We start from the raw sequence: 20,888 nt of genomic DNA on the forward strand, positions 1-20,888 counted from the left end.
GGTAAACTCATCGAATTCATTAATTTAGAGACAGAACAATTAAAACATATGGAATTAGTTATTGAATTTGCTAAGCTATTAATACCGGCGGCAATAGTATTATATGCTATGTATTTGGTGGTGAAATCTTTTTTGGATAAAGAACTGACCAAGCAAAGTATGGAAATAAGAGGCAAAAGTATAGAAACAGTATTGCCTAACCGATTACATGCTTACGAAAGAGTGTGCTTGTTTTTAGAGCGAATTACACTCAATAGTCTCATTTTACGTTTAAATAATGGTAAATACACTGCCAGAGAATTTCAGCAGATTATGATTAATGAAATACGAGAGGAGTATAATCATAACGTTTCTCAGCAGCTCTATATGAGTGATGAAGTGTGGGAAATGGTGAAGAATGCTAAAGAAGGGCTCATTACCATGATTAATGAGGCTATGAGTGAGTTAAAGCCAGAAGCCAATAATCTGGATCTTGCTAAGCAGCTTTTTGAGAAGTCGGTGAGTCAGAATGATGATAAAATACAAGCAGCGCTTTTGGCCTTAAAAAATGAAATAAGACAAGTATTTTAAATGAGTAGCCCAGGTCAGGATAATAAATTTTTTCGAAAGGCACAGCAGATGGCTTCTGATATGTATCAGAACAGAGGTAAGCTCAATGACCTTTTGAAGAGAGCTATGGAGAAAATTCAGCAGTTTCTGGATAAGAACAAAAACAACAGGCCACTTCAGAACGCACTTACTCTGGTGCGTATGGTGAGGGCCTATATCAATGGTGAGTATAGAGATGTCCAAACCAGTAGTATTTTGCTGGCTATAGCTGCACTCATCTATTTTGTAATGCCCATAGATCTTATTCCTGATTTTATTCCTGTAACTGGTATGGTAGATGACTTTGGAGTTATGCTCTGGGTGTATAAAAAGATTCAGGTGGAAATAGACCGCTTTCTCGATTGGGAAGAGCTTCAGAAAAATAACATTGGCGGAAGTTAGAGGTTAACTAGAAATGGACAATACTTCAAAGTCAGCCTTAGTGTTAGGCAGTACCGGACTTATCGGCAATCAACTCCTTCAGGTGTTATTAAGTGATGCATATTATGATAAGGTATATGCCGTTAGTCGCCATGAGTTGGAGATTAGTAATGATAAGCTTATAACTATCATTGCTGATTATGATAATGTTGGTGAACGATTGGCTGATCTTACTTTTGATGATATTTATTGCTGCTTGGGTACTACTATTAAGAAGGCCGGAAATAAAGAGGCTTTCAAACAAATTGACCTTGATTATCCCTTAAAAGTAGCTGAGCAAGCACTCCGGCAAGGAGCTAAGCAGTATTTGCTAATATCAGCAATGGGAGCTGATAAGAAATCTACTTTTTTCTATAATAGGGTAAAGGGAGAGGTAGAAGAAGCTTTGGCTAATATGAAATACAACTCAATTCATATATTCAGACCTTCTTTACTTTTGGGAGATAGAGAAGAAAAGAGGCCCGGAGAAGCTGCGGCTACTGTTATGTCTAAGTTGTTTTCTTTTGCTTTTGTAGGGCCATTGATGAAGTATAAACCTATAGAATCAGTGAAGGTGGCACGCGCCATGTTGGCTTCAGCAAAAGAGAAAACACACGGAGTTCACATTCATGAATCAGAAGATTTACAAAAATATTAGTTTTAGATGATTGCAGTTGTTCAAAGAGTTTCAGAATCTTCAGTAAAAATAGAAGGCGAGGTTAAAGGAGAGATTGGTGCAGGACTTATGGTGTTGGTAGGTATAGAAGATGCTGATGATAATGAAGATATTCAGTGGCTTTCTAAGAAAATTACTAACATGCGCATTTTTAATGATGAAGATGACGTAATGAATAAAAGTGTACAAGATGTAAATGGTGATATCCTGCTGATCAGTCAGTTTACGTTACACGCTAGTACTAAAAAAGGTAACAGGCCTTCTTATATAAAAGCCGCCAAACCAGATGTGGCTATTCCTTTATATGAAAAGTTTATAGCTCAGGTAGAAACAGATATGGGCAAGAAAATTCAAACCGGTGAATTTGGTGCTGATATGAAGGTGAGCCTGGTAAATGATGGCCCTGTAACCATAATTATTGATTCCAAAGACAAAAAATGACGATAGAAGAAGCCCAGAAAATAGTAGATGAGTGGATTAACACCACTGGAGTGAGGTATTTTAACGAGCTTACTAATATGACTATCCTTACGGAAGAAGTAGGGGAAGTGGCTAGAATAATGGCCAGAAGATACGGAGAGCAGTCTGAAAAGGAATCAGATAAGAATAAAGATCTGGGAGATGAAATGGCTGACGTATTATGGGTGTTGATATGCCTGGCCAATCAAACCGGAATAGATTTAACAGAGGCCTTTAAAAAGAACCTGGAGAAGAAATCTATCCGGGATAAGGACAGGCATAAAAACAATGAGAAGCTAAAGTAATTAGTTGCTTAGCGTAATTTCTCCATCTCTAATTACGGGCACTACCTCATATTCATCTAGCTTCATGCAGAATTCAATATCTTCATGAATGTTCATGCCATTTAACCTCTTGGCATGAGATGAGTTTTTCACCGCTTCTAGCAATTTGTCTTCAGTGTATTCAAAAGCCGCTTGAGCAAACAGCGGGGCATCACAAGCAGATTCGAAATCATCTTTTAATTTAGCTACCAAAGCCCCGGCGAAGAGTGAGTCTTCTAGGTTTACCTTGCCCTTCCAGCCAGCACAGAATACAATTACATCTTTGTCCTGATTTTTAAGGTATTCAGCTATAGCTGTAATGTTTAAGAATGATCCTATTACTATTTCATCAGCATCAGCCGATTTTTCAATGGCTACTGTGCCGTTAGTAGTGGTTACTGCTACTTTATGGCCTTTCACTTTTTCTTGCATATAGTCAAAAGGAGAGTTGCCCAAGTCAAAGTCCTCCACTTTGATACCGTTTCTTTCTCCAGCCAAAAAGTAATTTTGCTTTTTCATTTCGCGGCAAGCATCCTGATCAGCAAAAGGACGAATACCCTTTACTCCATGAGCCATACCAGTAGTCATACATGAGGTGGCGCGCAGAATATCTACGATCACCACCAGCTTACCCTTCAAATCAAATAGATGAATGAGCTCAGGGCTCAAACATACATCAATAGTCTTCATTAACAGCGTTTTAGATTAAAGGCAATTTTTTAACCAGAGCTTTTAAAGGCTTGTTTCTTACTGAAATGAAAATCTCAGTTTCTGGTGAAGCAAACTCTTTTTTAACATAGCCTAGTCCTATGCCTTGACCCAGCGTAGGAGACATAGTGCCTGAAGTAACACGGCCTATTACATTGCCATCAGCATCATGAATTTCATAGTCTTTTCTAGGAATACCTTTGTCTTCCATTTTAAAGCCTACCAGTTTTTTAGTAATGCCTTCTTCTTTTTGTTGTTTAAGCGCTGCTGAGTTAGTGAACTCTTTAGTGAATTTGGTGATCCATCCTAAACCGGCTTCCAGAGGAGAAGTGGTGTCATCTATGTCATTTCCATAAAGGCAAAAACCCATTTCCATACGGAGGGTGTCTCTGGCGCCTAATCCGATAGGTTGAATACCTTCTGGCTCCCCGGCTTTTAGTATTTCATTCCATATTTTTTCGGCATCAGAATTTTTTACATAGATCTCAAAACCACCAGCTCCGGTGTAGCCTGTAGCTGACATGATAACATCTTGTACACCACCAAAAGTGCCTACGGTGAAGTGGTAGAATTTGATAGCAGAAAGATCTATTGTAGTTAGTTTTTGTAAAACCTGTGTGGCTTTAGGGCCTTGTACAGCAAATAATGACATGTCATCAGAAATGTTGGTCATTTCCACGTCATCTGTATTGTATTTAGAAATCCAGTTCCAGTCTTTTTCTATGTTAGAAGCATTTACTACCAGCATGTATTCTTCTTCGGCCATTTTATAAACCAAGAGATCATCTACAATGCCGCCATCTTCATTGGGTAGGCAAGAGTATTGGGCCTGACCGATAACAATTTTAGAAGCATCATTACTGGTTACTCTCTGGATTAAATCCAAAGCCTTTGGGCCTTTGAGCATAAATTCACCCATGTGAGATACATCGAAAATACCCACACTATTTCTCACCTTATTGTGCTCTTCAATGTCTTTGGTATATCTTACCGGCATGTTGTATCCGGCAAATGGTACCATCTTAGCGCCTAGTTTTTCGTGTATGTCGTTTAGCTGTACTTTTTTTAAATCCATGGGTTATTGTGTTAAGGCCAAAGGCCAGTTTTAAAAATTAGCGTCCTCTTCTTCCACCTGTTTTACCAGCTGGTTATATTTATTTACAAAGCTATTATAAGCATTTGCCGATATCAAAGCTCTTAGATCCTGAAGGCTCAGCTCTGCATAGTTGGATAGTTTTACGCGGGCACATTGTAAAATATAAGCCTTCAATAGCCTCACCGAGTTAGGGTTAATTTCTATAGCATTCAGGAGAATGTTGTAGGCTTCAAACTTATCTTGCATGCCTATAAAATTAGCGGCAGCTATAGTAGCTTCCTCTTTGAAAGGATTCATATATGCGATAGCCTCGTAGTTTTTACGTGCCTGCAAAGTGTCTCCACTGGCTTCATTGATGAGCCCTGTGTAATAATGCCTTTCTATATTATGAGCCTTATCAAAGGTAATTCCCTGATTAATCTTAGTGCCGAGTCCCCTGACGTTACCTTGTGCCGCCAGCATTTTCAGCTCATACCATTGTATGCTTTCAAAAAGCGACTTGTCTGTTATTTGCAGGCCAGAGAGCATGGTGTAATATGCCACAGCGGCCTCTTCTAGGTCTTTTTTCCATAGCTTCTTAGACATATCTAAAATGGCCTGGCCTTTATAATTACTGTCTGTAAGCCCGTTTACCAGTTGATTGAAAAGCGTAGTGTCTCTGTAGTTGAGTTGATACCTTAAGAATAGATACTTTTGGTTTTCAGGCAGTAGATTGAAGTCTGGTTGTTTGGGATTTAAAATAGTAAGCATGGTAGCAGCTATTTCTTTGGTCTTTTGGTCGCCAGACTCAGCCAGGCTTTGCCAGGTTTCTATAGCCAAAGGTATCTGAGAAGCTTCCGTTAAAGCAATGGCTTTGTTATAAGTAGCTTCTTTGGAATATTGTTCTTCAGCCCATTTAAAATGCTTGGCGGCTATCTCGGGCGCATTTTGCTCCAATGCCCATAGTCCCAGCGTATTAAAATACTTGCCTTCGCTATACGGGCTGTTGTTAGCCAGCCAGTTCAGTTTTCTAAAGGCATCGTTAATATTATTTTGCTTGTACCAATTGATGCTCAGCGCAAAAGATAACATTTCATAGGTGGAAGCATTTGCATCGTTATCAGTAAGTGCTAAAATGGAGGCACTGTTGAGTGAATCTTCAGCAAAGAGGTGATTGAAACTCTGATTATATAATACAGAAGCTTCTAAAAATGATAGCACTGAATCAGAAGGAGAGAAGTGAGATGAGGCAGGTTCTCTGAGTTGATTTTTGAGTGCTAGCTTATTATTTATTGAAATAAGATCATTGGCAATATTTAACTCTTCGAAAAGAGAATCAGCATTTACTGGAATTTGATTCTTTACTAAAAGAGCTAACAGATTGCTTTGAGCTGCCTTTTTGGCTTCAGGCTCATTGATGGCTTTATCCAAATAAAATAGTGCGGTGTCAGTAATATTGGTTTTAGAGTACACTATGCCCAGGTTGTTTTCCAGTAAAGGATGCTTAGGGAATTTGTCCAAACCTTCATTCAGGTTAAAGAGTGCCTCAAAAAACCTATCCTGATCATTGTAAATGCTGCTTAGGTTAGCATAGGCTTGTGGTGTCGGGTTTTTAGCTATAGCTTGTTTGTAATTAACCACTGCCTGTATGTCGTCCTGTTTCTTTTCTGAAATGGAAGCGAGCATGAAGTGTGATTTGTGGTTATTATAGCCAAAGAGTGCACCTTGTTTATAGTAAGCTTCGGCCAATGTAAGCTCACCATTAAGATAGTGCATGTCTGCAATACCGTTATAATAGGTGGCATAGCCTTGGTTTACAGTGATTTTCCATCCTGCAGAGAAAAGGAAAGCTGATGAGGCTATAAGGCCAGCAAAGCAAAAAGTGAAATAAGGCATTTGGGTAGGCGCATACAGCACTTTATATACTTGCATGTTATTGCCTAATGGCCCTATAAAATTACTGGTTATGTATATTAGAAATATAATGCCAAAGCCAAGATGCGAATACACAATAATGTCTCTGAAAATCTCAATGGCAGGATCATTAAAGGTGGCTGCAAAGTGAGCGATAGTGCAAAAGCAGCAGATAAACATGATGATAAAGAGCAGTGCTCCATTAAACTCGGAGTTCAATATGTTTTTAAACTGAACTGTTCTTTGCTGAAATCCCCAAATGCCCAAAATAGCAGAAATAGTGAGTAGCAGGAATAGGTTCAGATATATGATGTCCCATTCCACTATATGTCTTTCACGTAAGTAAAGTAGTACAACGTTTACAATATAAATGGCGGATATCACATAGAAATGTGTGATAGTGTTTTTAGAGGAGGCGCTATTTGATTTTGTTAATATGTACACAAAACCAGCAATGATCTCATGAGCCACTACTATTATGAAGAGTAGAGATACTAGTAATGGGTTGATAACTCCATAAGTAGCCATGTATAGGAATGGCTTGTCGACCTCAGCCGTAAAATAAATGCCTATTCCTAATGCCAGAGTGATGACTGTATAAATAGTCAACCTGGTGGTGAAGGAAATAGTATTGTTGATTCTGTTAAAGTAATAACTAATTGGGAGGTAGCAGATAATGGCTATGATCAGTCCCCATTTATCAGAACTGCCCATAAGTAGCAGAATTTCAAATTTAAAATTCACCAGTATGCCCAGAAATATAGTGAGGCCTACAAAGAACCAGAAATTGCTGAGGTCAGATACGATGGTGATAAAAACCACCATGCCTAATACGGTAATACCTAAAAGCCAGTAATAGGAGAAGGCATTAACGTGTACTTCAGGACTGGTGAAGGTTTGCAGAAATAAAATATTGTCATCTGCCGTGCTGAGTGTAAATGGCCCTAGTTTAAAGGAATCTATGAGTACTTTTACTCTTTCCGTTTTGGCCAGGGTCTCCCAGCCGATAGCGCCTTCAGCACCTATGATGTAATTAAAAGCAAACCACAATATGGAGGCTAAAGCCAGGGTTAAGAGAATATAATATATGGTCTTAAGAGGCTTAGGCCAATCCTTCCAAAATAACCTGGATTGCATAGTTATAATTTACTCTAGTACTTTAGGAACTCTGAAATAGTCGGAGTCTTTTTTAGGGGCATTTTTTAGGGCGCGTTCGTGGCTCAGGTGCGGTTTCACCTCATCTTCACGCAATACATTTACCTCATGAGACATAGTGGTAAGTGGCTCTATGTCATCAGTATCGAGTTCATTTAGCTTTTCTACCCAGGTAAGGATCTTCGTCATGTCTGCCATCATTTCTTCAGCAGTGCTCTCATCAAATTCAAGCCTGGCCAGATGGGCGATTTTATTCAGAAGGTCTTTGTCTATGTTCATGCAACAGTTTTATTTAATTCCGCACTTATGACATCATAAGTTTTTTGCTTGATCATGTCAACGTCTTCGAGCGTTAAGCCCTTAGTGCTGATGGCTTCGTGGTATATGATCTTCATTTTACGTCGCCGTGGCAGCACAGTTTGCTCTGGCAAAATTATCCAATTAAAGGGAATAGTTACAGGAATAATGTCAATTTGTTTCTCTATAGCTATTCTAAAGGCACCATCTTTAAAACGAGTCATATTTGGAGGCTCTTTGGTAAGTATGCCTCCCTCCGGAAAGATAGTAAGGCTTTTTCCTGCTTCTATAGCTTGACCGCTCTTTACTATGGTGGAATAACGGCTTTTAAGGCTATTTCTATCTACTGTAATATGTAGTTTTTTGTACATAAAGCCGAAAAAGGGTATTTTCTCCATGTCATTCTTACCTACAAAGATGCTGTTTTCAGGGTTGAGCCCCATAGACGGAATGTCTAGGTAAGAGAAATGGTTAGGGCAGAAAATGTAATTCTTATTCTTTTCTCTTTTATACCTGATGTCATTTTCAAAAGGAATAAAAATGAGGGAAAGAAAAACAATAGCCCACCAGCGGTTAAAGACTCCAACCAGGTGATGGTGTTTTGGAAAGATAATCGGGATCATCAGTAAAGGGAAAAACACCAAAAAAGACAAACCAAAAATGAGCATTGCATAGGCAGCATGAATACCGCGTATGAATTTCATGGGCAAATAACTGTTAAAAATGAATGATTATGATGGCGAATATAAATGTTATAATTTAATTACGGCTGCTACTGACCTAATTTTATCGAGGTAGCCGTATATCACATTTTTGATCGCTCAGCAGCTCTATGGCTTCTTTTAGGTTCATGGCTTCTTTGGTTTCATCCATTTTTTTATTGAATGAAAACTTGAGTTCTTTCCTTTTCATGGCTTCGAAAAAACGTCTCACTTCTTCGCTTTCTTCCAAAATAAGTGGCGGCACTTGCGTAGGTTTATCGTCTTCATCTTTAGCCACCATGGTTACATAGGAGGTGTTAGTGTGCTTTACACTGCCTTGTTTTACATTTTCAGCTATTACCTTAATGCCTACTATCAGAGAGGTTTTTCCTACATAGTTAACAGAAGCGTGTAACGATACCAGGTCACCCACTTCTACTGGTTGTAGAAACTCAACATTATCTACAGATACGGTTACGCAATAATTTCCGGCATGTTTTGAAGCACATGCATAAGCTACCTTATCTATGAGCGAAAGGAGAATGCCTCCATGAATTTTACCTCCGAAATTAGCATAGGAGGGAATCATTAATTCGGTAATAGTGGTTTTTGAAAAACTAACTCTTTTTCCTGCTTGCATAGCATGAAGATAGCATTAATTTTAAAAAACCACTAAAACCATAGGCATGTCTTATGCCTCCGCTTCCTGATAATAGCAGGTAAGCAGTGAGTCTAAAGCTTGCTCTCCAGCCATAATTGATTCTATTTTACCCCACTTTTCTTCAGTAAAAAGTCTTTTTAGAGGTTGCTCATGAGATAAAATTTTCATGAAAGCAGGCGCCAGCTTTTTATCCCAAACCTTGGCGTATTTCACTAAGTCATCAGGGTAAACCACTTTTCTTTTGGTACCTTCTGGTATGCCTCTGAAAGGTGAACTAACGTTGAGGTAGCCATAGTCATCGGTCAGTTGTTCTCCTGGTTGAATGTCTCTTACCGCTATTTCAAATTCATAAGGTGTGGTGAAACAATTGGAATTGAAACTGTGGTTGACAAAACGTCCATTGTCCCAGCAGAGAACATAATTTCCTTTGTTGTTACGATATGAATATACATCTAAAATGTTTTTGTATATATCATCCATCTCATCTACCTGCATAGGGGTAAACTCCTGATCCAGTTGGTCTAAAACCCAAGTAATAGTGCCTGCCGGAATAAATTTAGTGGCGACTACTCCATACCCCAGAGCCTTGCTGATGTATTGGAGTTTCGTGTTAGGGTGAATCATTAGATCGATTATCATATTAGTAGATAAAAGATAATGATTTAAATATTATATTGTTATTTAAGACGCCTGGTTTTAAATATTTTTTCTTTCAGCTGAGAAAATTTACAGCTCAAGCAAGGGTTTCTTCCGTTTAAAAGGGTATGAGAAATAATGAGGTATGGCGAATGAAGAAGCTGTTTTGGGAAAATAAAAGGCTGGATCAAAAGTATAGGTCTTTCAACATAAATTGAATTAACTTTTGCGCCAGCCTCACTTGTTTAAAGTGTATAATAACCTATCTCAGACCGGAGTCTAAAACATTGTCTATTTCTTGCGTATTATCTGCAGGAGCAGCATTCTTAGCTATTTGATAGGCGATGAAGCCGCCCAGAGCAGCACCTAATAAAGCAAATATGTAGCCTGCAGCCGAATTTTGTACTACAATCATCCCGAGAAACATACCTAAGACCTCAAAAAGAATCCATAGAACAACGGTGAAAATGATGTATTTAGTAGGTTTAAGGCCTTTGTTTTTAACAATCTCCGAATTCTTTCGGCAGATAAAGATGATAGCAAAAATTTCTAACATAATATATAAGTAAGTATAAAAAATAAGAGCCTGTCTTAAAAGCAACTTTTAAGTCAGATTGATGCTCGAAATATACATTAATTTTTATGAAATGACAATAGCGTCCTAAATAATAAATGAGAGGCCGTGAATTTAGCCTAAAAAGATTATTTTAGGTTTGACTCCAAAAACACACGCCTCTCATGAGTAATATTACACTCTTTTCTCAGATTATTAAAAAGATTGATCGGTCTATTTTCAATAAATTGGTACGGGAAAAACAAGCCGACAAAGGATGTAAGGGTTTTAATAGCTGGACTCATTTGGTATCCATGCTATTTTGCCATTTTGCCAAGAGCACATCGGTCAGAGACATCTCCAATGGGCTTCGTTCTGCAACAGGAAACCTCAACCATTTGGGTGTTAGGAAAGCTCCGTCCAAGTCAAGTGTAAGCTACCAAAACAAGCGTAGAGATGCGGATTTATTCAAAGATCTGTACTATTCACTGCTGAAAAGTTTAGGACAGCAGGCAGCTCTGAGACGGGTAAAACTGAAGGTCAAGGTTCCGGTATACCTGCTGGATGCCACCGTTATCAGCCTGTGCCTTTCGGTGTTTGACTGGGCTACCTTTCGGACAAAAAAAGGAGCTGTAAAAATGCATACTTTATTGGACTATGATGGAAAGCTCCCTGTTTTTGTGAACATTACCGAAGGCAGTGTGGCCGACAACAAAGGGGCTTATGGTATCCCATTGGAGAAAGGGGCAGTGATCGTGGCCGACCGCTATTACAATGATTTTCCGATGATCAACGTCTGGGACAGCAGCGGGGTGTATTTTGTCATCAGGCATAAAAAGAACTTATCTTATACCTCTATCAAAGAACGGGACCTGCCAGAGCACACTGCACAGCATGTGCTCAAAGATGAGGAGATAGAACTGTCCAACGCCCAGTCCAAGGCTAAATATCCAAAAACGCTAAGACGAGTGGTGGTTTGGGATGAGAGAAACGGGCAAACCATTGAAGTCATCACTAACAACTTCAAGTGGGCAGCACAGACCATCGGAGAACTATACAAGGCCAGGTGGGAGATAGAGGTGTTTTTCAGAGATATCAAGCAATTACTGCATATAAAAACTTTTGTGGGCACTTCCAAAAATGCAGTGATGATACAAATATGGACTGCATTGATTACAATACTGCTACTAAAAGTAATGAAAGCAACGGCAAAATATGGCTGGCACTTATCAAACCTAGTGGCCTTTATACGGCTCAATATTTTTGTTAAAATTGAGCTTCAAAAGTGGCTCGACAAACCCTTTGAAGTACATAAAGAACCACTCCTAGATGTGATACAGGGGGATCTATTTTCAAATTAAGTTCAAATTGCAAAGGAAAGATATCTCAACAAAGAAAATTTCAACAAACCAATTTATTTAGGACAGCATTGATGAAATGATATTTCGAGTATCAATGTGATGTTGACTGATCAAGTAACTGCTTTAGAGACAGGCTCTTAAAATAGAAGTTTAAATACTTTTAGGCTGCAGCCTTTTTTACTTCTGTTAGCTCTACTTCTTTATATTTTTGAATTTTGATGATTTTCACTGCGTCTAGCACTTTAATCACTAAATAAGTAGGATCTATTTCATGCCATCTGATACCGCCAAAGTTAGGTCTGTTACCATGTTTGTGGTGATTATTATGATAGCTCTCACCCATCATTAAGAAATCTAATGGTAGGAAGTTCTTAGAAGTATCTCCCACTTTGAAGTTAGTGTATCCATATTTGTGAGCAAACCAGTTAATGATAGCACCGTGAATAGGAGATAATAAAAATTGAACAGGTAGCAATAACCATAACCACCATACGGTAGCAAATTGCCAATATATAGCTACATAAATAGCGGCCCATATCAGTCTTGAAACCCATGAGCGAGCAAATTTATCGAATGCTTCCCATTCAGGAACGTCCTGAGTGAAGCGGGCATCTACAGTCATTTTTTTACTGGTGATGTCGGAATAAATAGTTTTGGTTTTCCACATCATTTTCCAGATAGTCTCATCATATTTTGGTGAGTGAGGGTCATTTGGTGTGTCAGCATAAGCATGGTGCATGCGGTGCATTATTCCATAGCCGTAGGGGCTGAGGTAGTTTGATCCCTGGAAGAACCAAGTGAGAATAAAGAAAACCTTTTCCCAACCTTTGCTCATAGTAAAGGCTTTGTGGGAAGCGTACCGGTGCAGGAAAAATGTCTGGAAAAACAAAGACAAGTACCAATGCGCTACAAAAAATATTAATATCACTTCCATCAATTAGTTGTTTAATGTGGTTATTGTGGGCTGTAACTCCCCGTTTTATATAAAGACAGGCGGTTTTTAAGTTTGTGACAAAAAGGTGAGAATTTTTTTAAAAAGATTTTCCTTCCAGCTTTTCAAGGATCTCTTGCTTTACTCCTTTTATGAAATCAGCAGGGGAGCCTATGTGGCAGGCCTTTTTGAAATTTTCTATAAAGTGGGTTTGAGGTAGATCTAATTTAATCTTACCAGTTTCTTGTGTCAGTTTATCTTTGGCTCTGCTAAATAGCTGTCTGCAGTTATCTTTTTTCTTGTCGAAAATATGCTGCAACTCTTCATACTCGAAGTTAAAAAACTCTCTCAGTACGTAAATGCCTTTCTCTACAGGTTCTAGTTTTTTATGAATAATATCTAAGGCGGCAGATACTTCATTCTCCATGTCAAAATGGAATAAATCCTTTTCCTTGTACCAATCTATCAGCTCTGCAGGTTTAATATTTTGCAGGCATTCATTCTTTTTTCTCTTAAGAGCGTCCAAATGATTGAGGCTGTTGTTAGTTACCGCCCTGATAAGATAGGCCTTAGTATTTTCTATTTTTTCATGATTCACAGTAAGCCACTTCAGGAAGGTGTCCTGAACTATATCTTCAGCGTCAGCAATAGATCCTACCATTTTTAAGGCGATCTGCTGCAATACTGGCTGGTATAGCGCTATCGTCTGATTTGTATTCATGAATAACAAAGATAAGCCGAATTACGTGAAAAGTGAATTATAAAACGGTCAATCTATAAATTTCGATTAGCAGTAGGGTATTTTGGGGTAGACCATTTTATGCCCAGTTTGCCTACCAAAAAGTAGAATCGGGTGATCATAATTATAGCTACTAAGGAGAGACCTATTAATAATCCGTACCAAACTCCTCTTGGCCCCATATTAAGCTCAAATGCAAGGTAATAGCCTGAAGGTAATGCCAGTGCCCAATAGGCTATAAAGGTGAGTGCGGTGGGTACTTTTACATCTGCCAAGCCGCGCAAAGCACCAAGGCTAACTACTTGTATGCCATCAGAAAGTTGGAAAAAACCAGCAATAATGAGTAAAGTAGAGGCCATCTCTATTACTTCAGGATCATTGATGTATAGAGAAGGAAGCCAATGTCTACCAACAATAAAAACAATGGCGGTGAAACTCATGAAAATGAGTGACATGATGAAAAGGGTCGAAGCGGCCATTTTCAATGAATGAATATTCTTTTTGCCTAGTTGATTTCCTACTCGTATTGTTGCTGCCGCCGAAAGACCTGAAACCATCATGTAACTAATAGCAGCCAGATTAATGGCTATTTGATGGGCGGCTAAAGGTTTAGTTCCCAGCCAGCCGATCATAATTACCGCAAACCCGAATGCGCCCACTTCAAATACAAACTGAAAGCCTGCAGGGAGTCCTAGTGATAAGAGCCTTCTAATGATTTTTGCTTTATAATTTTTGAAACTAAACCCAGCTCTGAATTCTTGAAATGGTTTTCCTTTATAAATATAATATGCCATCCATAAAGCCAGAATAATCCTTGAAATTAAAGAAGACCAGCCGGCGCCGTTAAGCCCCATCATGGGTATGTTTAGGGGCTCATATCCATAAATAAACAGGTAGTTAAGGCCTACATTGATAAGGTTAGAGCCTATAACTATCACCATGGCCTGAGTAGTATGTGATAGTCCTTCTGCGAATTGTCTGAAAGTCTGGAATATCATGAGAGGCACCATAGAAAGTGTAATGATATTAAGGTATGGTAGTGATATATTTACCACATCTTCAGGCTGGTTAAAATGGTACAGAGCATTGCCGCCTACTTTCACCAGAGAAAATAGGAGGAAGCCGGTAATCAGGTTAATAAGAAAGGCATGTTTCAAATATTCACTTGATTTTGAAGTATTTTTCTCACCATCAGCCGCTGCCACAAGTGGAGTTATGGCATAAGAAACCCCTATTCCAAACATAAGAATAAGGTTAAAAATAACATTGGCCAGAGAGGCTCCTGCCAATGGTAAAGCTCCTAGTTGCCCTACCATCATGCTATCAGCCACGTTAACCATCATGTGCCCCAACTGACTTATCATTACCGGCAGGGCCAGTACTAAGTTTTTTTTGAGGTGGCCAATAAATAATTTCTTCTTCATGCTCTCCAGGCGCTCTGCCTACTCCTTATTTCTATTATAATCCTAATATGCGAGCCGTTTTTAAAATGCCGGCTACACTCATACTATCTGTTATTTCCTGGTTCATTACCATTTTCAGTGCTTCTGTAAAAGGTAGTTTTTTAACTATTAAGTCAGACTCAGACTCTTCCAGGTTTTGTTCACCCTGAGTTAATTCTCTTGCCAGATAAATGTAACCCACCTCATCAGTAACAGAGTTAGAGGTGTGAAAACGCATAATCATTTCCCATTGGTTGGCCATAAGCCCTGTTTCTTCTTTCAGTTCTCTTTGGGCTGCTGTTAGCGGTTCTTCATGCATAGGGCCGCCACCTTCAGGTATTTCCCAAGAGTATTCATCAATAGTATATCTGTATTGACCTACCAGCCAGGTATTACCTTCTTCATCGATAGGGATAATGCCAATAGCTCTGTTTTTGAAAAATACTTTGCCATAAACTCCTTCACCGCCCCCTGGGTTAATGATGTCGTGCTCTTCCAGCTTTATCCATGGGTTTTCATAAATTTGCTTTCGGTCAAGCGTGGTCCAGGGGTTATTTTCTTGTTTTTTCATATCTATAAGTTGGTTGGCAAATAGTGTTGCAAAGCTATTAAAATAGTGAGAGAAAAAGGTTTTGATAAAACCAGGTTAAAAGCAGTTGATAATTTTTGGATGTAACGTAGGTAAATTATTTTTGTTAGATATGTTGTTATCCTTTTTCAGTGAAGATAAAATAGAGGCAGGTTGTGATGAGGCAGGCAGAGGCTGTCTGGCTGGGCCTGTAGTAGCCGCCGCAGTGGTGCTACCAGATGATTATAAACATAAAGTGCTTAATGATAGTAAGCAGCTGAGCCGTAAGCAAAGAGAGGCTATCAGGCTGGATGTGGAAAAAGAGGCCATTGCCTGGGCCGTTTCATTTGTAGATAATAATGAAATAGATGAGGTAAATATTCTGAATGCTTCCTTTTTGGCCATGAATAGAGCGGTAGATCAACTTGAGACACAGCCTGAGCTGCTGCTGATAGATGGAAACAGGTATAAACCTCATAATGAAATACCATTTGAATGTATTATAAAAGGTGATGGCAAGTACTTATCAATTGCTGCGGCTTCTATTTTAGCCAAAACCTACCGAGATGAGTATATGTATAAATTGGCCAAGGAATTTCCTGCTTATCAGTGGGAGAGCAATGTGGGCTACCCAACTAAAAATCATAGAGAGGCCATCAGAAGTCATGGGGTCACTGATTATCATAGAAAATCATTTCGCTTACTGCCAGAGCAATTAGAGCTTTTTTAATATGTGCCTTATTCTTTTAGCTTATAAGAAGCATGAAAAATATCCTTTAATAGTAGCTGCTAACCGTGATGAGTTCTATGCCAGGAAGACAGAGTCAGCGCATTTTTGGAGTGATAACCCTCAAGTATTAGCAGGGCGGGATTTGGAAGCGGGCGGTACCTGGATGGGAGTAAATAAAAATGGCCGGCTGGCTATGATTACTAATTATCGTGACTTGCGAAACATCAAAGATAATGCACCCTCCAGAGGACATTTGGTGTCAGATTTCCTTTCGGGAAATGAAGACGCAAAGGGCTACTTAGAAAAGGTGGAAGCTAAAGGTCAGCAGTACAATGGATTTAATCTTATATGTGGAGATGTAAACGGCCTTTATTATTATGGAAATTACCAGCAAGGCGTTCATAAGATTGATGCTGGTATTCACGGTCTAAGTAATGCTTTGCTGAATACTCCGTGGCCAAAAGTGGAGCGAGGCAAGCAAAAGCTAGCCGATCAAATTAAAAAGGGCAATCTACTACCTCATGAATTGATAGAAACGCTTCACGATGATGTGAAACCGCCAGATACAAGTTTGCCCGATACAGGTGTAGGCGTGGAAATGGAACGGATGCTCTCCCCTATGTTTATAAAAAGCCCTGACTATGGCTCCAGGTGCTCTACCGTAATTATGGTTGAAGATAACGGAGTAATTAACTTTTTTGAGAGAAGTTATTTAGCGGAAGGAAAGAGTGATGTTGAAGTGAAGGTTTGAAACCCATTCCCACCCACATTTTTCAGTGAGTAAGAATGAGTATAATATCTTTAATAAGTAGGCCAGCCGTTTACGAAATACAGATCGCTGATAAGCATTTTAGGGGCACCATTGTCATTAGCATCATAGGCATGTCTTATCATTAGATAATTTCCATTATGCTTATAAATATCGGGTGCACCAGGTCCTATCCAAACTGAGTTGCCTGAATCAAGAATAGTAGCACCTCCGTTCATCATATTAACCCCGTTTTTATCATAATATGGGCCTGTAATACTGGTGGAGCGACCATATGCAATACGATAGGTGCTATTTACTCCTTGACAGCAAACACCTAAAGATACAAATAAGTAGTAATAGCCATTGTTGTACACTATATCGGTATTTTCTATGCCACCGCCTCTTCTAGCTATAGAGTAATGAGTGCCTGTGGGTTTCATAGTAGAGCTGTTGAGTCTTACCACTTTTATGCCATCAAACCAAGAGCCATACACCATCCATAAGTTACCATTAGCATCTTTCATTATGTTAGGATCAATAGCATTTACACTGGAGCGATTAGAGGTGCTCAATACTACCCCTTCATCACGCCAGTCCCCAGTTAAAATGCTTGAGCAAGAAGCAAGACCTATGGCGGAGTTTCTATTGCCAAACTCAGAGACGGAATAGTATAACCAATAACGACCATTATTGTAAAAACAGTCAGGCGCCCATACATCGTTACGTCCCATTTCACGGGCATAATTTCTCCACCAAGGAAGTTCATTAGGGAAGACTTGAGCGCCTTGAGTCCAATTGACACCATCAGTAGAATATTTTACACCTACTCCCGGGCCTGTCATGAAAGCCCACCATAAACCGTTAGGTTCTTTTATTAGACAAGGATCATGAGAATAAGTATTGCCGGTAAGCTCAATAAAAGCAGAGGCTCCTATATCATTGCTTTTTTCATTAGAGAGTGTTAAATCCGTCTTATTTGGAGCGGATACGTCATTATCTGAACAGGAAAAACAGATAATACATGCTAGAAATGTGAGTAAAAAATTTCCTAGAATTTTCATTTTAATTGGATTTTAGGTTGTAATATATAAACTAGGCCTCTAAATTTATTAGTTGCAATGCAAGTGATTTTTCACAACTCAAAAATTAGCTCCATAGTTATTTTGTTATGTCCAAGTTAGATTTATTTTAAAAGAAATTAGAATAAATAGTTTTCTAGAAATGTAAGATTGGTTGCTTTAATAAGTCATAATAATGGCTTAAGTGTTTTATCAAAAAAAAGTGAACATGAAACGAATAGAAACTAAAGATTAAATAATTAGATATTCAGATGAGTTGTTTAATCTTTATGGGTACCATGGTTCTGTTTATCAACTGATATTATGGATGCTACCAACCTTAAGAAGCATTCATCTTCATTTTATAAATAAAAATAAAAAAGCGTCGGAGGCTTTCTGATATAAGTGCAATATTATATTATAAAAGTTTATTTATTAATCAACTTCTGATAGCAAATTTGTGTAGAAACTGAATTCCATTAAAGAAGTACTTGAATGTGAGGTAATCCTTTAATGGAGGGTGGAGATGTTCTATTTTTAATACAGCTATGGGGTATGCCAATACCCCATCCGTAATTAAAAGAGAAAGGCCAAGAAAGCTTTAATGGCTTACAAAATTACATAGGGGTGGAACTGGAAGAAGGGATAGAAGCAGGGAAGTTTGTAGATGATATTATTATTATTTCTAAAATACGAATCCTGCTTATTGCTAAACTGGAAGGGCCACTGTTGATTTCCAGAGTTAAGTATAGTAGGTAAAGCAGAGATATAGTTGTTGATTATTTGAAGAATTACATTATCAAATAACTGGAGAGAAGGTAGAAAATTTTAATTTTGGAAATACTGGTCGGTCTGTGTTTTATGAAGAAGAAAAAGAAAATTAAAACGCCCTTACCCATTAGGGCTGTAGGGTGGTTGTTTCCAAAGGTAGAGAAAATAGCTCCAATTTTGGCTAAGAGGTGGTTCGCTCATGTTTTTTTTACTCCGGTACGTTATAAGGTTCCTTATGGTGAGCAAGATGCTCGTGCAGAAGCTAAAAAAGGAAGTCTTCAATATAATGGCTCTACGATACAATATTATACGTGGGGCGAAGGGAAGCCAGTGTTGTTTTGTCATGGCTGGATGGGAAGAGGCACTCAGTTCAGAAAGTTTATTCCTGTATTTAATATGGAAGGCTATCAGGTAATATCATTTGATGCTACAGGCCATGGGCTATCTGAGGGCAAAAGGTCTCACCTCATGGAGTTTGCTGATATAATTACTTTAATGAATAGTGAATTTGGGCCATTTGAAATGGTAGTAGGCCATTCATTGGGCGGAGTATCTGCCTTGCATGCTATACATTCAGGGGTGGATACACAGAAATTAGTGATGATCAGCAGTCCTACTTTGGGAGATAAAATCATAGAGGCTTTTCTTAAAAAACTCAAGGCCTCTGAGGCCTGTAAGGTCTATTTAGAAACGTTTGTGCAAAAGAAATTTGGTCAACCCTTTGAAGTATATGAGGCGGTATATGTAGCTAAAAAATTACGACCAATTGATGTGCTGCTCATTTATGATAAAGATGATGATGAGGTAGACATGGATAATCCTAAGGCTTTTATGGATGTTTATCCCTCCGCCAGGCTGGTTACTACTCAGGAGTTGGGGCATACGCGTATTCTTAAAGATGATAAGGTTATAGAAGCTACTCTGGAACATTTGCAAGGAGAAGTGATGCTCAGGACGCATAAGGAACATTCAGTAGAATAATTTGCCGTTTAAGTAATAATTATACATTATACTTTCTCGCTTTACGTTATTAGTGGATAACAGCAATATTTATTATTTTTGAATAGATAAGCCTATCTCCTTTATGACAAAAATTATTGAAACACACGATATTTCTAAGGTGTATAAAATGGGAAGCCAAACGGTAGAAGCTCTTAAAACTATTTCTATTAGTATAGATAGGGGTGAGTATGTGGCTTTTATGGGGCCTTCTGGTTCTGGTAAATCAACCTTAATGAATATTATAGGTTGCCTTGATACCCCTACTAACGGTGATTACATTCTTAATAATCAGAATGTGAGTGATCTTACCGAAAATGAACTCGCTGAGATTAGAAATAAGGAAATAGGCTTCGTATTCCAGACTTTTAACCTGTTGCCAAGAGCTTCTTCTTTAGAAAATGTGGCTTTACCTCTTATTTATGCAGGCTATAAAAAAGCTGAGCGAGAAGAGATAGCCATGGAAGCTTTGAATAATGTAGGCTTGGGCTCACGTTTTGATCATAAGCCTAATGAGCTATCTGGTGGTCAAAGGCAGAGGGTAGCAATAGCCAGAGCTTTGGTTAATAACCCAAGTATTATTTTGGCCGATGAGCCTACCGGTAACTTAGATACAAAAACTTCTTATGACATTATGGAGCTTTTTCAGCAGCTGCATGATAAAGGTAACTCTATCATTATGGTTACTCACGAAGATGATATTGCTCACTATGCACACAGAATTATCAGGTTAAGAGATGGAGTAGTGGAAACGGATGTGATAAATGAGAATGTGACTCGCCCTGAACGGCAGTCAGTATAGTGTTACATGAAGATATATACAAAAACAGGAGATAAAGGCCAAACAGCACTGTTTGGAGGGAAGAGGGTTTCAAAGGCAAATTTAAGAATAGACAGCTATGGCACTGTAGATGAGCTTAACTCATACATAGGCCTGGTGCGAGATCAAAAAGTAAACGAGTTAAGAAAAGCGTTTCTTATTGAAATTCAAGATCGATTGTTTACTGTAGGCTCTATTTTGGCTACTGAACCTGGTAATACCAAAGTGAAAGTACCTCAACTTTCAGGAGAAGACATATCATCTTTGGAAAAGGAAATAGATGTGATGGATACAACTTTGCCTCCCATGCGCAGTTTTGTGCTGCCGGGCGGTGATCAGGCCGTTTCATTTTGCCATGTGGCGCGTTGTGTTTGCCGCAGAGCAGAACGCTTGGTGGTAGCGCTCAACGAGGTGGAACCCGTAGATGAGCTCGTAATTCAATACCTCAATCGTCTCTCAGATTATTTATTTATGCTAGCCCGCAAAATGTCAGATGACCTTCATGCTGAGGAGGTTGCATGGAAACCAAAAATGTAAACAATTTCGTCTCAG

Annotated in this window: 25 protein-coding genes; 12 read left to right on the forward strand and 13 right to left on the reverse strand. The window is 38.7% G+C overall.

Annotated features, from left to right (window positions below):
* Positions 1 to 48 precede the first annotated feature (48 nt).
* The 5 genes from LVD15_RS12820 to LVD15_RS12840 are packed head-to-tail and all read left to right on the forward strand — an operon-like array spanning position 49 to position 2,448.
* Positions 49 to 570: a DUF7935 family protein gene (locus LVD15_RS12820; protein WP_233780718.1), complete on the forward strand. Its 522-nt coding sequence runs from the start codon at positions 49 to 51 to the stop codon at positions 568 to 570.
* Entirely contained in the window at positions 571 to 990 is a 420-nt protein-coding gene (locus tag LVD15_RS12825; protein ID WP_233780719.1) for a YkvA family protein, read from the forward strand.
* Positions 991 to 1,003: 13 nt separating this feature from the next.
* The gene (locus LVD15_RS12830; protein WP_233780720.1) at positions 1,004 to 1,666 is read left to right on the forward strand and encodes an NAD-dependent epimerase/dehydratase family protein; all 663 of its coding nucleotides are present in this window, start codon (positions 1,004 to 1,006) and stop codon (positions 1,664 to 1,666) included.
* A 6-nt stretch (positions 1,667 to 1,672) separates the two neighbouring features.
* The gene (gene dtd / locus LVD15_RS12835; RefSeq protein ID WP_233780721.1) at positions 1,673 to 2,125 is read left to right on the forward strand and encodes a D-aminoacyl-tRNA deacylase; all 453 of its coding nucleotides are present in this window, start codon (positions 1,673 to 1,675) and stop codon (positions 2,123 to 2,125) included.
* Entirely contained in the window at positions 2,122 to 2,448 is a 327-nt protein-coding gene (locus LVD15_RS12840) for a nucleotide pyrophosphohydrolase (protein ID WP_233780722.1), read from the forward strand. The genes dtd and LVD15_RS12840 overlap by 4 nt, the downstream gene beginning before the upstream one ends.
* On the opposite strand, the gene LVD15_RS12845 is transcribed toward LVD15_RS12840, so the two are convergent.
* From LVD15_RS12845 to LVD15_RS12880, 8 genes are all read right to left on the reverse strand, one after another.
* Positions 2,449 to 3,156 carry a 2-phosphosulfolactate phosphatase gene (locus tag LVD15_RS12845; RefSeq protein WP_233780723.1) on the reverse strand — a complete coding sequence of 236 codons (708 nt, stop codon included), beginning with the start codon at positions 3,154 to 3,156 and terminating at the stop codon, positions 2,449 to 2,451.
* 10 nt (positions 3,157 to 3,166) lie between these two features.
* The gene (gcvT, locus tag LVD15_RS12850) at positions 3,167 to 4,249 is read right to left on the reverse strand and encodes a glycine cleavage system aminomethyltransferase GcvT (protein ID WP_233780724.1); all 1,083 of its coding nucleotides are present in this window, start codon (positions 4,247 to 4,249) and stop codon (positions 3,167 to 3,169) included.
* 30 nt (positions 4,250 to 4,279) lie between these two features.
* A complete protein-coding gene (locus LVD15_RS12855; RefSeq protein ID WP_233780725.1) occupies positions 4,280 to 7,300 on the reverse strand; it encodes a tetratricopeptide repeat protein in 3,021 nt (1,006 codons plus the stop codon).
* 9 nt (positions 7,301 to 7,309) lie between these two features.
* Entirely contained in the window at positions 7,310 to 7,597 is a 288-nt protein-coding gene (gatC, locus tag LVD15_RS12860; protein WP_233780726.1) for an Asp-tRNA(Asn)/Glu-tRNA(Gln) amidotransferase subunit GatC, read from the reverse strand.
* Entirely contained in the window at positions 7,594 to 8,319 is a 726-nt protein-coding gene (locus LVD15_RS12865) for a lysophospholipid acyltransferase family protein (RefSeq protein WP_233780727.1), read from the reverse strand. The genes gatC and LVD15_RS12865 overlap by 4 nt, the downstream gene beginning before the upstream one ends.
* Positions 8,320 to 8,401: 82 nt before the next feature.
* Positions 8,402 to 8,956: an acyl-CoA thioesterase gene (locus tag LVD15_RS12870; protein ID WP_233780728.1), complete on the reverse strand. Its 555-nt coding sequence runs from the start codon at positions 8,954 to 8,956 to the stop codon at positions 8,402 to 8,404.
* Between the two features lie 51 nt (positions 8,957 to 9,007).
* A complete protein-coding gene (locus LVD15_RS12875; RefSeq protein ID WP_233780729.1) occupies positions 9,008 to 9,616 on the reverse strand; it encodes an SET domain-containing protein in 609 nt (202 codons plus the stop codon).
* Positions 9,617 to 9,875: 259 nt separating this feature from the next.
* Positions 9,876 to 10,169 carry a hypothetical protein gene (locus tag LVD15_RS12880; protein WP_233780730.1) on the reverse strand — a complete coding sequence of 98 codons (294 nt, stop codon included), beginning with the start codon at positions 10,167 to 10,169 and terminating at the stop codon, positions 9,876 to 9,878.
* 182 nt (positions 10,170 to 10,351) lie between these two features.
* Between LVD15_RS12880 and LVD15_RS12885 the strand changes: the two genes are divergently transcribed.
* Positions 10,352 to 11,527 (forward strand): IS4 family transposase, encoded by a 1,176-nt coding sequence (locus tag LVD15_RS12885; protein WP_233777142.1) that lies wholly within the window; start codon positions 10,352 to 10,354, stop codon positions 11,525 to 11,527.
* A 160-nt stretch (positions 11,528 to 11,687) separates the two neighbouring features.
* Here the strand turns inward: LVD15_RS12885 and LVD15_RS12890 are convergent, their stop codons facing one another.
* The 4 genes from LVD15_RS12890 to LVD15_RS12905 all read right to left on the reverse strand — a co-directional run bounded on the left by LVD15_RS12890 (position 11,688) and on the right by LVD15_RS12905 (position 15,210).
* Positions 11,688 to 12,461 (reverse strand): acyl-CoA desaturase, encoded by a 774-nt coding sequence (locus LVD15_RS12890; protein WP_233780731.1) that lies wholly within the window; start codon positions 12,459 to 12,461, stop codon positions 11,688 to 11,690.
* Positions 12,462 to 12,558: 97 nt separating this feature from the next.
* Complete coding sequence (locus LVD15_RS12895) at positions 12,559 to 13,179, reverse strand: sigma-70 family RNA polymerase sigma factor (protein ID WP_233780732.1); 621 nt, start codon at positions 13,177 to 13,179, stop codon at positions 12,559 to 12,561.
* A 53-nt stretch (positions 13,180 to 13,232) separates the two neighbouring features.
* Positions 13,233 to 14,621, reverse strand: coding sequence for an MATE family efflux transporter (locus LVD15_RS12900; protein ID WP_233780733.1), 1,389 nt, complete (start codon positions 14,619 to 14,621; stop codon positions 13,233 to 13,235).
* A 34-nt stretch (positions 14,622 to 14,655) separates the two neighbouring features.
* Entirely contained in the window at positions 14,656 to 15,210 is a 555-nt protein-coding gene (locus LVD15_RS12905) for an NUDIX domain-containing protein (RefSeq protein WP_233780734.1), read from the reverse strand.
* Positions 15,211 to 15,340: 130 nt separating this feature from the next.
* On the opposite strand from LVD15_RS12905, the gene rnhB reads away from it, so the two are divergent.
* Positions 15,341 to 15,937: a ribonuclease HII gene (gene rnhB, locus LVD15_RS12910; RefSeq protein ID WP_233780735.1), complete on the forward strand. Its 597-nt coding sequence runs from the start codon at positions 15,341 to 15,343 to the stop codon at positions 15,935 to 15,937.
* 1 nt (position 15,938) lies between these two features.
* Positions 15,939 to 16,688, forward strand: coding sequence for an NRDE family protein (locus tag LVD15_RS12915; RefSeq protein ID WP_233780736.1), 750 nt, complete (start codon positions 15,939 to 15,941; stop codon positions 16,686 to 16,688).
* A gap of 50 nt (positions 16,689 to 16,738) precedes the next feature.
* On the opposite strand, the gene LVD15_RS12920 is transcribed toward LVD15_RS12915, so the two are convergent.
* Entirely contained in the window at positions 16,739 to 17,749 is a 1,011-nt protein-coding gene (locus LVD15_RS12920) for a glycoside hydrolase family 43 protein (protein WP_233780737.1), read from the reverse strand.
* Positions 17,750 to 18,373: 624 nt separating this feature from the next.
* On the opposite strand from LVD15_RS12920, the gene LVD15_RS26860 reads away from it, so the two are divergent.
* From LVD15_RS26860 to LVD15_RS12935, 4 genes are all read left to right on the forward strand, one after another.
* On the forward strand, positions 18,374 to 18,505 hold the full coding sequence (locus LVD15_RS26860; RefSeq protein WP_255763397.1) for a hypothetical protein: 132 nt from the start codon (positions 18,374 to 18,376) through the stop codon (positions 18,503 to 18,505).
* A 102-nt stretch (positions 18,506 to 18,607) separates the two neighbouring features.
* Positions 18,608 to 19,498 (forward strand): alpha/beta fold hydrolase, encoded by an 891-nt coding sequence (locus LVD15_RS12925; RefSeq protein ID WP_233780738.1) that lies wholly within the window; start codon positions 18,608 to 18,610, stop codon positions 19,496 to 19,498.
* A 103-nt stretch (positions 19,499 to 19,601) separates the two neighbouring features.
* On the forward strand, positions 19,602 to 20,318 hold the full coding sequence (locus LVD15_RS12930; protein ID WP_305038984.1) for an ABC transporter ATP-binding protein: 717 nt from the start codon (positions 19,602 to 19,604) through the stop codon (positions 20,316 to 20,318).
* A gap of 6 nt (positions 20,319 to 20,324) precedes the next feature.
* Complete coding sequence (locus LVD15_RS12935) at positions 20,325 to 20,873, forward strand: cob(I)yrinic acid a,c-diamide adenosyltransferase (protein WP_233780739.1); 549 nt, start codon at positions 20,325 to 20,327, stop codon at positions 20,871 to 20,873.
* Positions 20,874 to 20,888: the final 15 nt, after the last annotated feature.

The sequence above is a fragment of the Fulvivirga maritima genome (genome assembly GCF_021389955.1).
In the GTDB taxonomy this organism is placed as follows: Bacteria; Bacteroidota; Bacteroidia; order Cytophagales; family Cyclobacteriaceae; genus Fulvivirga; species Fulvivirga maritima.

Bases quoted from the DNA above. Each gene is read 5' to 3' on its own strand.
- LVD15_RS12820 (WP_233780718.1), top strand. From the start codon at position 49: ATGGAATTAGTTATTGAATTTGCTAAGCTATTAATACCGGCGGCAATA.
- LVD15_RS12825 (WP_233780719.1), top strand. From the start codon at position 571: ATGAGTAGCCCAGGTCAGGATAATAAATTTTTTCGAAAGGCACAGCAG.
- LVD15_RS12830 (WP_233780720.1), top strand. From the start codon at position 1,004: ATGGACAATACTTCAAAGTCAGCCTTAGTGTTAGGCAGTACCGGACTT.
- dtd (WP_233780721.1), top strand. From the start codon at position 1,673: ATGATTGCAGTTGTTCAAAGAGTTTCAGAATCTTCAGTAAAAATAGAA.
- LVD15_RS12840 (WP_233780722.1), top strand. From the start codon at position 2,122: ATGACGATAGAAGAAGCCCAGAAAATAGTAGATGAGTGGATTAACACC.
- LVD15_RS12845 (WP_233780723.1), bottom strand. From the start codon at position 3,156: ATGAAGACTATTGATGTATGTTTGAGCCCTGAGCTCATTCATCTATTT.
- gcvT (WP_233780724.1), bottom strand. From the start codon at position 4,249: ATGGATTTAAAAAAAGTACAGCTAAACGACATACACGAAAAACTAGGC.
- LVD15_RS12855 (WP_233780725.1), bottom strand. From the start codon at position 7,300: ATGCAATCCAGGTTATTTTGGAAGGATTGGCCTAAGCCTCTTAAGACC.
- gatC (WP_233780726.1), bottom strand. From the start codon at position 7,597: ATGAACATAGACAAAGACCTTCTGAATAAAATCGCCCATCTGGCCAGG.
- LVD15_RS12865 (WP_233780727.1), bottom strand. From the start codon at position 8,319: ATGAAATTCATACGCGGTATTCATGCTGCCTATGCAATGCTCATTTTT.
- LVD15_RS12870 (WP_233780728.1), bottom strand. From the start codon at position 8,956: ATGCAAGCAGGAAAAAGAGTTAGTTTTTCAAAAACCACTATTACCGAA.
- LVD15_RS12875 (WP_233780729.1), bottom strand. From the start codon at position 9,616: ATGATAATCGATCTAATGATTCACCCTAACACGAAACTCCAATACATC.
- LVD15_RS12880 (WP_233780730.1), bottom strand. From the start codon at position 10,169: ATGTTAGAAATTTTTGCTATCATCTTTATCTGCCGAAAGAATTCGGAG.
- LVD15_RS12885 (WP_233777142.1), top strand. From the start codon at position 10,352: ATGAGTAATATTACACTCTTTTCTCAGATTATTAAAAAGATTGATCGG.
- LVD15_RS12890 (WP_233780731.1), bottom strand. From the start codon at position 12,461: ATGGAAGTGATATTAATATTTTTTGTAGCGCATTGGTACTTGTCTTTG.
- LVD15_RS12895 (WP_233780732.1), bottom strand. From the start codon at position 13,179: ATGAATACAAATCAGACGATAGCGCTATACCAGCCAGTATTGCAGCAG.
- LVD15_RS12900 (WP_233780733.1), bottom strand. From the start codon at position 14,621: ATGAAGAAGAAATTATTTATTGGCCACCTCAAAAAAAACTTAGTACTG.
- LVD15_RS12905 (WP_233780734.1), bottom strand. From the start codon at position 15,210: ATGAAAAAACAAGAAAATAACCCCTGGACCACGCTTGACCGAAAGCAA.
- rnhB (WP_233780735.1), top strand. From the start codon at position 15,341: ATGTTGTTATCCTTTTTCAGTGAAGATAAAATAGAGGCAGGTTGTGAT.
- LVD15_RS12915 (WP_233780736.1), top strand. From the start codon at position 15,939: ATGTGCCTTATTCTTTTAGCTTATAAGAAGCATGAAAAATATCCTTTA.
- LVD15_RS12920 (WP_233780737.1), bottom strand. From the start codon at position 17,749: ATGAAAATTCTAGGAAATTTTTTACTCACATTTCTAGCATGTATTATC.
- LVD15_RS12925 (WP_233780738.1), top strand. From the start codon at position 18,608: ATGAAGAAGAAAAAGAAAATTAAAACGCCCTTACCCATTAGGGCTGTA.
- LVD15_RS12930 (WP_305038984.1), top strand. From the start codon at position 19,602: ATGACAAAAATTATTGAAACACACGATATTTCTAAGGTGTATAAAATG.
- LVD15_RS12935 (WP_233780739.1), top strand. From the start codon at position 20,325: ATGAAGATATATACAAAAACAGGAGATAAAGGCCAAACAGCACTGTTT.